Here is a 13,066-nt window from a genome sequence, read left to right as displayed (position 1 = left end):
AAACCCTTTTCCGGTTTCCGCCCCGCCCGCGCTTCTGCACGCCTGGCCGGTGGCTTTCGACAGGTGATTATTCATGCGTTTCGACAAGACCTTCTGGGGCGCCTGCGCCTCCACCACGCTGTTCGTCCTGCTCTGGAGCAGTGGCGCGATCTTCTCCCGCCTGGGCCTCGATCACGCCTCGGCCTTCGCCTTCCTGACCCTGCGCTTCGTCCTCGCCCTCGGCGTTCTGCTGCTGATCGGCGCCCTCGTGCGCTCCTGTCTGCCGGCTCGCGGCCAGCGCCTGCGCACGGCCGGCACCGGCCTGCTGATGATCGGCGGCTACTCGATCTGCTACCTGCTGGCGCTGGACCAGGGCATCACGCCTGGGGTGCTGGCCACCGTGCTCGGCGTGCAGCCGATCCTCACCCTGATGCTGCTGGAACGGCGCTTCGCCGCCCTGCGCCTGGTCGGCCTGGGCCTGGCCCTGTTCGGCCTGGTGCTGGTGGTGTGGCAGAGCATCGGTCTGGCGCGTTTCTCCGCCGCCGGCACCGGCTATGCCCTCGGCGCGCTGCTGTGCATGACCCTCGGCGCCATCGCCCAGAAGGGCCTCAGCCAGTCGCCGCTGCAGGCACTGCCGCTGCAGTACGCGGTGAGCCTGCTGGCCTGCGCGGCGCTGCTGCCGTTCCAGCGCTTCGAGTTCGAGTGGTCGCTGGACTTTCTCGGCCCGCTGCTGTGGCTGGCCATCGTCATCTCGGTGGTGGCACAGCTGCTGCTCTATCGGCTGATCCGCGCCGGCAACCTGGTCAACGTCACCAGCCTGTTCTACCTGGTGCCGGGGGTGACGGCGGCGATGGACTATCTGTTCCTCGGCAACGCCATGAGCGGCCTGAGCCTGGCCGGCATGGCCGCCATCCTGCTAGGCCTGGTACTGGTGTTCCGCCGGCCACGGGCCAGCGGCGCGGCACCCCGCCTGGCCGAGACCGACTAGCAGCGCACCGGCTCAGCCGTACAGCAGGCGCTCGGCCAGCGCGTCGGCGACCCGCGCCGGCGAGCGCTTATCGGCCTGGGCGTGGGCGTAGATCTCGGTCAGGCGCCGGCCGATCTTCGCCAGGTGGGCGGTGATCGCCGGCAGCTCCTCGCCCCGGTGCTTGAGCGCCACGTAGATCAACCCGCCGGAGTTGATCACGTAGTCCGGCGCGTAGAGGATGCCGCGCGCCTCCAGCTCGTCGGCGACCTCGGCGTGAGCCAGCTGGTTGTTGGCCGCACCGGCCACGGCCGCGCAGTGCAGCTCGCTCACCGTCTGGCTGTTGAGCACGCCGCCCAGGCCGCAGGGCGAGAGGATGTCGCAGGGAGTGGAGAACAGCTCTTCGCTGCTCACCGGACGAGCGCCGAGCTGCTCCACCGCCAGCTGTACGCGACCGGGGTCGAGATCGCTGACGAACAGTTCCACCCCATCCGCGGCGAGCTGCTCGGCCAGCGCGTAGCCGACGTTGCCCAGCCCCTGCACCGCCACGCGCAGGCCCTGCAGGTCGTCGCTGCCGAGGCGCGCCAGCGCGGTGGCACGGATGCCGGCGTACACGCCCATGGCCGTGTGCGGCGAGGGGTCGCCGGCGGAGGTGGTGCTGGTGACGTGGCGGGTCTGCTGGGCGATGCAGTCCATGTCGGCGCTGGAGGTACCGCTGTCCACCGCGGTGATGTAGCGACCGCCCAGCGAATCGATCATGCGGCCGAAGGCCTCGAACAGCGCGCCGCGGCTGTCCACGTGCGGCGGGCGGATGATCACCGCCTTGCCGCCGCCCTGCTCCAGGCCGGCCAGGGCGGCCTTGTAACTCATGCCCTGGGCCAGGCGCGTGGCGTCGCGAATGGCGCTGTCGTCGTCGGGGTAGGCCAGGTAGCGGCAGCCACCCAGGGCGGCGCCGAACCGGGTGTTGTGGATGGCGATGATGGCCTTGAGGCCGGTGGCAGGATCATGGGCTAGATGCAGCGCTTCGAGCCTGGCGCTTTCCATCATGGTGAACATGGCGGACTTCCTTCGCTGGCTTTACAGGCCAGTATAGGTCGGCCGCCGTGCCGGGGCCGGGCAGGCGGGAATAAGCCGGATTGAGCTTATCGCCCCTGCACCTTCCACCAGTTGCAGAACTCTTCCAGCGCCGTCCAGATCGGCACCTGCGGCTCGTACTCCAGGTACTGGCGGGCGCGGCTGATATCGAGGGAGAAGTCGCGCCCCATCACCGCCACGCCGAGGCGGAACAGCGCCGGCTCCGGGCGGCCCGGCAGCAGCTTGCAGATGTTCTCGTTGAGCGTCGCGGCGGCGTAGGCCAGGCCGAACGGCATGTGTTTGGTCACCGGCGGCAGGTCGAACTGGCGCAGCACGAAGTTGACCACGTCCCACAGCGGCACCGGCGCACCATTGCTGATGTTGTACACCTTGCCCAGCGCCGGGCCGGCCGCCAGCAGACTGCTGAACAGGGCGTCGTTGAGGTTCTGCATGCTGGTGAAGTCGACCTTGTTCAGGCCGTTGCCGATCACCATCAGACGACCCTTGCGGTGCATCTCGATCAGCCGCGGGAAGATGCTGGTGTCGCCGGCACCGGTGACGAAGCGCGGGCGCAGGGCGATCACCTCCAGGCCGAACTCCTGGGCCTCGAACACCTTCTGTTCGGCCAGGTACTTGGTGGCGCCGTAGTGGTCGACGAACTTGCTCGGCACCTGCTCTTCGCGCAGCCCGACATGGGCCTTGCCATCGAAGTACACCGACGGCGAGGACAGATGCACCAGGCGCCGCACCTTCTGCCCCAGGCAGCCCTCGATGACGTTCTGGGTCAGCACCACGTTGCCCTGGTGGAAGTGCTCGCGGGTGCCCCAGGTACCGACGGCGCCAGCGCAGTGCACCACCATCTCCACGTCGCGACACAGCTTGTGCGCCATGTCCGGGTCGGACAGGTCGCCCTGGACAAATTCGGCGCCACGCTTGGTCAGGTGCGCCACGCCTTCCGGCCGCCGCCCGTTGACCCGCACGCCGAGGCCCTGTTCCAGGGCAAAACGGGCGAAACGCCCCCCAATGAAGCCACTCGCACCCGTTACCAGAATCTTCATCTGCACCGCCCCCGATCTTGTTATGCCACCGACTCTAGCAGCCGCCACACGCCCTAGCTGTTGCCCAGGCGGCCAGAACAGCGGCCTTGCAGGCCCAGCGCTCAACTTTTTTGACACTCGTTAAGTAATTTGCACGCTTATTGCAAAATATTTGACGCTTTAAACCCTATGTCACCCATCTACCCGCGGAGTCGCCCGACATGCCGTTGCGCCTTAAGCTTGCCATCAGCTTCCTGATGATCGGTCTAATTCCCGTGTTGGCGATGGCCTTCACGGTCTACCAGCAGGCCAGTCAGGCCCTGCGCGAGCAGGCCCTGAATGGCTTGGAGGCCGTAGCGAATATCAAACAGCAGCAACTGCAGGACAGCTGGCAGGCGCGCCACAACCAGCTCGCCGCCCTGGCCAGCAACCTGGGCACCAGCTACGCCGGGCTGGATGAAACCGCCCTGCTCAGCACCGCCAACTATGACCGGCCGATCTTCCAGAACTTCATCGAGACCTTCGGCTACCGCGAACTCAAGCTGGTGTCGCGCGACGGCCATGTGCTGTTCAGCCTGCAGCGCGGCGCCGACTACCAGCAGCAGCTAGGCGATCCCGCCTGGCGCGATACCCCGCTCGGCCAAGTGGTGCGCACCGCACTGGACAGCGGTCAGGCGGAGATCGGCGACCTGGCGGTGAGCACACCCGGCGGCGAGCCCAGCCAGTTCCTCGCCGCGCCCATCGTCGAGGAAGGCGAGCTGCAACTGCTGCTGGTGCTGGAGCTGCCGCTGACCGAACTGAACCGGGTGATGCAGGCCCGCCAGGGTCTGGGCGAGACCGGCGAGACCTATCTGGTCGGTGCCGACGGCCGCCTGCGCTCCGACTCGGTGCGCTTCACCGAACACAAGGTGGCGCGTGACGGTCAGCAGGGCGAGCAACTGCCCGGCGCTGCCATCGGCAAGGCCCTGGCCGGCCAGCAGGGTCGCCTGGCCGAACCCGGCCTCAACGGCCAGCCGGTGCTCAAGGCCTTCGTCCCGCTGCAGCTGGATGGCCGGCGCTGGGCGCTGGTCGCCGAGATGGACCAGGAACAGGCCTACGCCGCGGTCCGCACCCTGATGTGGCAGGTGGTGGTGCTGGTGCTGCTGACCATCGCCGGCGTGGCCCTGGCCACCTGGCTGGTCAGCCGCAGCGTGATGCGCCCGCTGGGCGGCGAGCCGCGCAGCATGGCCGAACTGGCCCGGCGCCTGGCCGCCGGCGAGCTGCGCCTGAGCGCCGAGGGCGCCGAGCACAGCGGCCTGATGCAGGCCCTGCACGAGATGGCGCGGGCCTGGCGCCAGGTGGTCGAACGCCTGCGCCAGGCCAGCCAGGCGGTGGGCGATGCCAGCGGCGATATCCTCGGCGCCGCCGGCCGCACCAGCAGCAGCCTGGACCAGCAACAGGAAGCCCTGGAGCTTGTGGTCAGCGCCGTCGACCAGATGGCCGCCACCGTGCAGGAGATCGCCAGCAACGCCAGCCAGAGCGCCGACGGCAGCGCCGCCGCGCGCGATGCCTTCGTCACCGTGCAGGGCAGCCTGCAGCGCATGATCGGCCAGCAGGACCAGTTGCTCGCCGGCCTGCGCGGCGCCGATCAGGTGGTGCAGACCCTGGCCAGCGACAGCCAGCAGATCGGCTCGGTGCTGGAGGTGATCCGCGCCATCGCCGAGCAGACCAACCTGCTCGCGTTGAATGCCGCCATCGAGGCGGCCCGCGCCGGCGAGCAGGGCCGCGGCTTCGCCGTGGTGGCCGACGAGGTGCGCAACCTGGCCCTGCGCACTCGCAGCGCCACCGAGGAGATCGTCACCATAGTCGCCGCCCTCGGCGAATCCTCCGGCGAGGCCCAGGCACGCATGCAGGGCTCCAGCGAACAGGCCCGCGCCCTGGAGGTGGAAACCCAGGCCGTGCTCGGCTCCCTCGGTCACCTGGACGACTCGCTGCAGGGCGTGCACGCGCTGGCCTTCCAGATCGCCGCCGCAGCCGAGCAACAGGCGGCCACCACCCAGGAGGTCAACCAGCATATGCACCGCCTCAACGACATGACCGGCGAAAACCGCCGCACCGCCGCCCACACCCGCGACTGCGGCGAACACCTGCGCAAGGTGGCCGGCAGCCAGGAACAGCTGGTGGCGCAGTTCCAGCTCTGAGGCACCGCATGGGCTAGGGCTGGCTCGGACTGCACTTGTAGGGGGGGCTCAGGAGCGCAGCGAACAGCCCACCGCGGCACCTCGGTGTACTGCCCGCGGCGAGTACACCCTACGTTTCGCCCTGCACTCCCCAACCATATCCGGAATTACGGCCGACTCAGGGGCCCCTCGTAGGGGACTCAGGAACGCAGCGAACAGTCCACCGCGGCAGCTCGTGCGCTACCTGGACGAGCCCATCAAACCAACCATTCCCCCACCCCACGCTCCAGATGGCGGGTCAGCTGACTCAACAGCTCGCCCCCATTGCGCCAATGGTGCCAATACAACGGCACATCCAGCGGCCGCCCCGGCAACAGCTCCACCAGCAGGCCGGCAGCCAGCTCGCGCTGCACCTGCAGCTCGGGCACCAGGCCCCAGCCGAAGCCGGCGCTGGTCAGGCGCACGAAGCCCTCGGAGGACGGGCACAGGTGATGGGTAAAACCACCACCGATACCCAACCCCGCCAGGTAACGGTGCTGCAGCAGATCGTCCGGACCGAAGACGATGGCCGGCACCTGACCCAGGCGCTGCAAGTCCACGCCCTGAGGAAAATGCCGGGCGATAAAGGCCGGACTGGCCAGTGCGCGATAGCGCATGGCACCCAGCGCCAAGGCGCGGGCACCCGCCACCGGGCGTTCGGCCGCACACAGGCAACCGGCCACCTCGCCGGCGCGCATGCGCTTGAGGCCGACGTCCTGGTCCTCCACCACCAGATCCAGCAGCAGGCGGTGCTCGGCGCAGAAGTCGCCCATCAGCGGCGCCCACCAGGTCGCCAGGCTGTCGGCGTTCAGCGCAATGCGCAGGCGCTCAGCGCTGCCGCCCTCGTCCAGCGCCGGCACCTGGCCCTGCAGGTCGCGCTCGAGCAGGCGCACCTGCTGCACATGGTTGAGCAGGCGTCGGCCGATCTCGGTGGGCGCCGGCGGCGCGGCGCGCAGCAGCACCGGCTGGCCGACCCGCGCCTCGAGCAGCTTGATCCGCTGCGACACCGCCGATTGCGACAGACCGAGCAACTGCGCGGCCCGCTCGAAGCCACCCTGCTCCACCACGGCCGCGAGGGCCGCCAGCAGCTTGTAGTCGAACATCAGTTTTCCTAATGAGAGATCAGCATGATTTGTTTTTCTTATACAACCGATCTGCCCAGACTGGCCAGCATCGCAACCCTTACAAGGACTCCGCCATGACCGGCGAAACTTCCCTGAGCACCCTGCTAGCTACCCTGTCGCCGCGCCTCAACCCGGGCGAGTTCGTGTTCTGCTCGGTGGCCGGCCCGACCGTGCTGCATGACGCCGTCGCCATCGGCAGCTTCCGCGAGGCGGAGGGCACCACCCTAATCCTGCCGCGCGCCGAGGCGGATCGCCTCGACCTGGCCTACGACTACGTGGCCGCCTGGATCACCCTGCAGGTGCACTCCTCGCTGGCCGCCGTCGGCCTCACCGCCGCCTTCGCCACTGCGCTGGCCAGGGAAGGCATCAGCTGCAACGTGATCGCCGGCTACCACCACGACCACCTGTTCGTCGCCCAGGCAGACGCCGAGCGCGCCCTGGCGACGCTGCAGCGGCTGGCCGCGGAGAGCCGCTGAGATGTGGCAGAGCTACCTCAACGGCCTGCTGGTGGCGGCCGGGCTGATCGTCGCCATTGGCGCGCAGAACGCCTTCGTCCTGGCCCAGAGCCTGCGCCGCGAGCATCACCTGCCGGTGGCCGCGCTGTGCGTGCTGTGCGATGCCCTGCTGGTCGCCGCCGGGGTATTCGGCCTGGCCGCCGTGCTGGCGAAGAGTCCGCTGCTGCTCGCCGTGGCGCGCTGGGGCGGCGCGGCCTTCCTGCTCTGGCTGGGTGTGCAGGCACTGCGCCGCGCGCTCAGCCCTCAGGCCCTGCAACAGCAGGACAGCGGCCCGCGCTCACGCCGTGCGGTGCTGCTGGCCGCCCTGGCGGTGACCCTGCTCAACCCGCACGTGTACCTGGATACCGTGCTGCTGATCGGTTCCCTCGGCGCCCAGCAACCGGTGCCCGGCGCCTACGCCCTGGGCGCGGCCAGTGCCTCGCTGCTGTGGTTCTTCACCCTGGCTCTGGGCGCCGCCTGGCTCGCCCCCTGGCTGGCACGCCCGGCCACCTGGCGCCTGCTCGACCTGGCGGTGGCAGCCATGATGTTCGCCGTGGCCTGGCAACTGATCGCCAACGCACCCGGCGCATGACCAGCGGGCGTCGCAGCGTTATGCTGCGGCGCTCGACCGCCAGCCAGGAAGCCGCGCGTGGATACAACCGTCTTTGCCGTAGTGATGGCCGCCGCGGTGCTGCACGCGGGCTGGAACGCCCTGCTGAAGATCGGCCTCGACCGCTTCCTCACCGCCTCGCTGATCCAGATCGGCGCCGGCTGCATCGCCCTGCTGGCGTTACCCTTCTTCAACCTGCCGTTGACCGGCGCCTGGCCCTACATCGCCCTCTCCGCCCTGCTGCATATCGGCTACAACATCTTCCTCTCGCGCGCCTACCAGCACGGCGACCTGTCCCAGGCCTATCCGATCGCCCGCGGCAGCTCGCCCTTGCTGGTCGCCCTGCTGGCACTGCTGGCCGGGGATGCGCTGCACGCGGGGCAATGGACGGGCCTGCTGGTGCTGGTCGGCGGCATCTGGCTGATGGCCTGGCGCGGCGGCCATGCCGGCGGTGCCCCCAGCGGCCCGCTGGTGCTCAATGCCCTGGCCACGGCGGCCTGTATCGCCGGTTACACCCTGTCCGATGCCCTCGGCGCGCGCACCAATGGCGATGCCATCGCCTACGCCCTGTGGCTGTTCGCGGTCAATGGCGTGGTGGCGGCAGTGGTCATCGCCGGGCGGCGTGGGCCAGGTATCTTCCTGCAGCTGGGGCCGCACTGGCGCGGCGGCCTGGCGGGCGGCGCCATGTCGATGCTGGCCTACAGCCTGGTGATCTGGGCCACCACCCAGGCGCCGGTGGCCATGGTCTCGGCCCTGCGCGAAACCAGCGTGCTGTTCGCCCTGCTGATCGGCTGGCTGTTCCTCAAGGAGTCGATGCCGGCACTGCGCCTGATCGCCTGTTGCGTGATCGCAGCCGGCGTGGCGCTGATGAAACTGGCCTGATCGCCCTCGCACTTCCCGCCCGGCCGACGGTCCCAGGCAAGAGTCGGCGAAGCCCCTGGCATCGGCTTTCCCACACAGTTGCTGCGTGGATATGGCCAGGGTCGGGTGCTATGATCCCGGCCTCGCGGCACATTAAAGAGTACAAACTCGTCGCCGCCCGTATTCCGGCCGCCCCGTGAACGGCCTGCGCTAGTCGCACATATCCCGACCTGATGATGAGGAGATAGACCATGGCTTTCGAATTGCCGCCGCTGCCGTATGAGAAAAACGCCCTCGAGCCGCACCTGTCCGCCGAGACCCTGGAATACCATCACGGCAAGCACCACAACGCCTACGTGGTGAACCTGAACAACCTGGTGCCGGGCACCGAGTTCGAAGGCAAGAGCCTGGAAGAAATCATCAAGACTTCCTCCGGCGGCGTGTTCAACAACGCCGCGCAGATCTGGAACCACACCTTCTACTGGAACTGCCTGTCGCCGAACGGCGGTGGCCAGCCGACTGGCGCCCTGGCCGATGCCATCAACGCCACCTTCGGTTCCTTCGACAAGTTCAAGGAAGAGTTCAGCAAGGTCTCCATCGGCACCTTCGGTTCCGGCTGGGGCTGGCTGGTGAAGAAGGCCGACGGCTCCCTGGCCCTGGCCAGCACCATCGGCGCCGGCTGCCCGCTGACCAGCGGTGACACCCCGCTGCTGACCTGCGACGTCTGGGAACACGCCTACTACATCGACTACCGCAACCTGCGTCCGAAGTACGTCGAGGCGTTCTGGAACCTGGTCAACTGGGACTTCGTGGCGAAGAACTTCGCCGCCTGAGTCGCATCCAGCGCTCACGAAAAGCCCGGCCTTTAGCCGGGCTTTTTCGTTGGCGCGCCCGGCACCTGCGCAAGCGCCATGCCCACCGCTGACGGCGAATGATTCGCACCCGCTCATCGCCGGCCATCGTCTCGCCGATGCAGGCCCGAAAAATATGGGATATGACGTAATGGCCCTTTGACGGCTCACGCGCATTTGCCAATACTCACAACGGTCATGAGCCTCCGGCGGCGAACAAGGAATACGCATTTGAAGCTGGATCTGAAAAACAGCCTGTCACTGAAACTGCTGCGTGTTGTCCTGATGTCGGCATTGGTGGTCGGGGTAGTGCTGAGCTGCGGGCAGATCGTCTTCGACATCTACAAGACCCGCCAGGCCGTGGCCAACGACGCCCAGCGTATCCTCGGCATGTTCCGCGACCCGTCCACCCAGGCCGTCTACAGCCTCGACCGCGAGATGGGCATGCAGGTCATCGAGGGCCTGTTCCAGCATGAAGCCGTGCGCTACGCCGCCATCGGCCACCCGAACGAGCCGATGCTCGCCGAACGCTCCCGCGAGCTGACCTCCTCTACCAGCCGCTGGATCACCGACCCGATCCTCGGCAAGGAACAGACCTTCACCACCCAACTGGTCGGCAAGGGCCCGTACACCGAGTACTACGGCGACCTGACCATCACCCTGGACACCGCCAGCTACGGCGAGAACTTCATCACCACCTCGGTGATCATCTTCGTCTCCGGCGTGCTGCGCGCCCTGGCCATGGCCCTGGTGCTGTACATGGTCTACCACTGGCTACTGACCAAGCCGCTGTCGAAGATCATCGAGCACCTGACCCACATCAACCCGGACCGACCCAGCGAGCACAAGCTGCCCATGCTGCGCGGCAACGAGAAAAACGAACTGGGGCTGTGGATCAACACCGCCAACCAGCTGCTGGAATCCATCGAGCGCAACACCCACCTGCGCCGCGAGGCGGAGAACAGCCTGCTGCGCATGTCGCAGTACGACTTCCTCACCGGCCTGCCCAACCGCCAACAGCTGCAGCAGCAGCTCGACCAGATCCTCGACGACGCCGGCCGCCTGCAGCGCCGCGTGGCCGTGCTGTGCGTCGGCCTCGACGACTTCAAGGGCATCAACGAACAGTTCAGCTACCAGACCGGTGACCAGCTGCTGCTGGCCCTGTCCGACCGCCTGCGCAGCCACAGCGGCCGTCTCGGCGCCCTGGCCCGCCTCGGTGGCGACCAATTCGCCCTGGTCCAGGCCGACATCGAGCAGCCCTACGAGGCCGCCGAACTGGCCCAGAGCATCCTCGACAGCCTCGATACCCCCTTCGCCCTGGAACAACAGGAAGTGCGCCTGCGTGCCACCATCGGCATCACCCTGTTCCCGGAAGACGGCGACAGCACCGAGAAGCTGCTGCAGAAAGCCGAACAGACCATGACCCTGGCCAAGAGCCGCTCGCGCAACCGCTACCAGTTCTACATCGCCAGCGTCGACAGTGAGATGCGTCGCCGCCGCGAGCTGGAAAAGGAACTGCGCGAGGCGCTCAGCCGCAACGAGATGCACCTGGTGTTCCAGCCGCAGGTCGACTACCGCGACCACCACGTGGTCGGCGTCGAAGCGCTGATCCGCTGGCAGCACCCGCAACACGGCTTCGTCCCGCCAGACCTGTTCATTCCGCTGGCCGAGCAGAACGGCACCATCATCGCCATCGGCGAATGGGTGCTGGACCAGGCCTGCCGCCAGCTGCGCGAATGGCACGACCAGGGCTTCAGCGACCTGCGCATGGCGGTCAACCTGTCCACCGTGCAGCTGCACCACGCCGAACTCCCACGCATGGTCAGCAACCTGCTGCAGGTCTACCGCCTGCCGCCGCGCAGCCTGGAGCTGGAAGTCACCGAGACCGGCCTGATGGAAGACATCAGCACCGCCGCCCAGCACTTGCTCAGCCTACGCCGCGCCGGCGCCTTGATCGCCATCGACGACTTCGGTACCGGCTACTCCTCGCTGAGCTACCTGAAGAGCCTGCCGCTGGACAAGATGAAGATCGACAAGAGCTTCGTGCAGGACCTGCTGGACGACGAAGACGACGCGACCATCGTTCGCGCCATCATCCAGCTGGGCAAGAGCCTGGGCATGCAGGTGATCGCCGAGGGCGTGGAGACCGCCGAGCAGGAGGCCTACATCATCGCCCAGGGCTGCAACGAGGGTCAGGGCTACCTGTACAGCAAACCGCTGCCGGCCCGCGAACTGACCCTCTACCTCAAGCAGGCCCGCCGCCTGAGCAGCGCCAGCAACCCCGCTACTCTCTGACCTTCCGCCGCCCACCGGAAGACGGTGGTGCGGCGCGCCTCCAACCCCTCCCCGGTCACGTCCACAAGCGCCGACAATCTCCGCAAGCGGCGCTATGATCAGCGCTTTTGTGGCCAGGGAAGTCCCATGCAAGGCATTCGAAAGCTGTTTCGCTGGCTGCTGGTGTGCAGCAGTCTGCTCGTCGCAACCATCGTGCTGATTTATCTAGCGCTAGTGCTGATCAACTGGCGAGACGATCCGGCCTCCTCCGCAGCGCAGCAGTTGGACAGGATCCACGCCGAGCGCCCCGCGGTCGCCACCCCGGACAATGCCTACCTGTACATGCTGGGGTTCACCGCTGCGGACGACCAAGATCCCATCGAACTGGGGCGCCAGCGTGTCGAGTGGATGCGCTGGGCCAGCCAACAACCCTGGACCGAAGACCTCATCGAGCCCGAGTACCCACGCTGGACCAGCCATGACCATGAGCTTCCCCTGTTCGTTGAGCCACTGACCCAGGCCTGCAACACCAACAACGGTCAATGCACCCAACGCCTGGAAGGTCATGAACCACGCCTTGCCGAGTGGCTGGAGCAAGAGCATCTACTGCTGCAGCGCTATCAAGAGCTCATCAAGCTGCCGGCCATGTATGAGCCGCTTCCATACAACATCCGATTCGCGTTCCCCGAATATCAACACCCCTTGAAAGGCCAGCGCCTGTACCTGGTCGATGTCTGGAAGATCGCCCGCCAGGGCAATCTGCATCAAGCCCAGGAGATGCTCGATACCGACCTGCGGTTCTGGCGCATGGCACTGGCCAACTCCGACATTCTGATAAGCCGTCTCATTGCCAATGCAGCGATCAGGCAGCACTTTCTATGGTCCATCCAGCTGTTCCAGGATCAGGACAAATATGCGGGACTCTTGCCCACTCAGGCGTGGCGAGAACCAGCCACAGAAGGCGAGCGTTCATGGCGACGCACGCTCAGCGGAGAGGCGGCCTTTGTTGATGATTATTTGCAGCAGATGAAGGCTCGAGAACTCAACTGGCTTACCGACGAGAAGGGCGACGAAGATAGTCTGAAACAGCAAGCCATCAAGGCACTGGGCCCACCGTTGCTGCTTCGGCAGACATCGATGAATCGGTACGCCGACCTCCTGCTGGAGCTGGATGAAATATTCTCCGCGCCCTACTCCACCATGGAGGACGCCAAGCAGCGTGCAGAGTATCTGGAGAGCAGCCGAAAGATAACTGAGCTGAACTTCTCGCACCTGCGCAATCTGGGAGGCTTCATACTTGAAGCGCAGGCAAGCGAAACGGGTTTCACCGGCTATATGCTCCGGGTTACCGATCTGGAAGGGCTTCGCCGCGCCAGCGTACTGCTGGCAGATATGCGCAACCAGCGAATAGCAGCTAATCAGGCAGCTGCTTATGTGCAGAGCTCTGAGTTGCGGGACCCTTATCGCGAGCAGCCGTTCGGCTGGGACACGAAAACCAGCAGTCTGCTTTTCGATGGTCTAAGCGAAGACAACAGCTACCGACTCACCTACTGAAGCAAGGTTGATGGCGCTGCGGTCTCCTACTCTGTAACTCATCGAG

10 protein-coding genes and 2 pseudogenes are annotated in these 13,066 nt (G+C 66.7%); 9 read left to right on the top strand and 3 right to left on the bottom strand.

Annotation, left to right across the window (positions count from 1 at the left end; genetic code table 11):
- The first annotated feature begins 73 nt into the window (after window positions 1-73).
- Window positions 74-967, top strand: coding sequence for a DMT family transporter (locus tag FFS62_RS17905; RefSeq protein ID WP_137974201.1), 894 nt, complete (start codon window positions 74-76; stop codon window positions 965-967).
- Between the two features lie 12 nt (window positions 968-979).
- On the opposite strand, the gene FFS62_RS17900 is transcribed toward FFS62_RS17905, so the two are convergent.
- Window positions 980-1,999 carry a Glu/Leu/Phe/Val dehydrogenase dimerization domain-containing protein gene (locus FFS62_RS17900; protein WP_137974200.1) on the bottom strand — a complete coding sequence of 340 codons (1,020 nt, stop codon included), beginning with the start codon at window positions 1,997-1,999 and terminating at the stop codon, window positions 980-982.
- 86 nt (window positions 2,000-2,085) lie between these two features.
- Complete coding sequence (locus FFS62_RS17895) at window positions 2,086-3,075, bottom strand: NAD(P)-dependent oxidoreductase (RefSeq protein ID WP_137974199.1); 990 nt, start codon at window positions 3,073-3,075, stop codon at window positions 2,086-2,088.
- A 200-nt stretch (window positions 3,076-3,275) separates the two neighbouring features.
- On the opposite strand from FFS62_RS17895, the pseudogene FFS62_RS23725 reads away from it, so the two are divergent.
- Window positions 3,276-4,115, top strand: a pseudogene (locus FFS62_RS23725) (cache domain-containing protein); the annotation flags it as partial.
- 579 nt (window positions 4,116-4,694) lie between these two features.
- A pseudogene (locus tag FFS62_RS23720) lies at window positions 4,695-5,234 on the top strand (methyl-accepting chemotaxis protein); the annotation flags it as partial.
- Window positions 5,235-5,470: 236 nt separating this feature from the next.
- On the opposite strand, the gene FFS62_RS17885 reads toward FFS62_RS23720, so the two are convergent.
- The gene (locus FFS62_RS17885; RefSeq protein ID WP_137974197.1) at window positions 5,471-6,355 is read right to left on the bottom strand and encodes a LysR family transcriptional regulator ArgP; all 885 of its coding nucleotides are present in this window, start codon (window positions 6,353-6,355) and stop codon (window positions 5,471-5,473) included.
- 95 nt (window positions 6,356-6,450) lie between these two features.
- Between FFS62_RS17885 and FFS62_RS17880 the strand changes: the two genes are divergently transcribed.
- The 6 genes from FFS62_RS17880 (at window position 6,451) to FFS62_RS17855 (ending at window position 13,020) form a co-directional block, all read left to right on the top strand.
- Window positions 6,451-6,852 (top strand): ACT domain-containing protein, encoded by a 402-nt coding sequence (locus tag FFS62_RS17880; RefSeq protein WP_137974196.1) that lies wholly within the window; start codon window positions 6,451-6,453, stop codon window positions 6,850-6,852.
- A 1-nt stretch (window position 6,853) separates the two neighbouring features.
- Complete coding sequence (locus FFS62_RS17875) at window positions 6,854-7,462, top strand: LysE/ArgO family amino acid transporter (RefSeq protein WP_137974195.1); 609 nt, start codon at window positions 6,854-6,856, stop codon at window positions 7,460-7,462.
- 57 nt (window positions 7,463-7,519) lie between these two features.
- A complete protein-coding gene (locus FFS62_RS17870) occupies window positions 7,520-8,362 on the top strand; it encodes an EamA family transporter (RefSeq protein ID WP_137974194.1) in 843 nt (280 codons plus the stop codon).
- Window positions 8,363-8,592: 230 nt separating this feature from the next.
- Window positions 8,593-9,174, top strand: a complete 582-nt coding sequence (gene sodB / locus FFS62_RS17865; RefSeq protein ID WP_137974193.1) for a superoxide dismutase [Fe] — start codon at window positions 8,593-8,595, stop codon at window positions 9,172-9,174.
- Window positions 9,175-9,423: 249 nt separating this feature from the next.
- Window positions 9,424-11,487: a bifunctional diguanylate cyclase/phosphodiesterase gene (locus FFS62_RS17860; RefSeq protein WP_137974192.1), complete on the top strand. Its 2,064-nt coding sequence runs from the start codon at window positions 9,424-9,426 to the stop codon at window positions 11,485-11,487.
- A gap of 126 nt (window positions 11,488-11,613) precedes the next feature.
- Window positions 11,614-13,020, top strand: coding sequence for a hypothetical protein (locus FFS62_RS17855; RefSeq protein ID WP_137974191.1), 1,407 nt, complete (start codon window positions 11,614-11,616; stop codon window positions 13,018-13,020).
- Window positions 13,021-13,066 lie beyond the last annotated feature (46 nt).

Source organism: Pseudomonas sp. F(2018) (genome assembly GCF_005508865.1).
Taxonomy (GTDB): domain Bacteria; phylum Pseudomonadota; class Gammaproteobacteria; order Pseudomonadales; family Pseudomonadaceae; genus Aquipseudomonas.
This window is presented reverse-complemented; position numbering and strand designations above follow the sequence as displayed.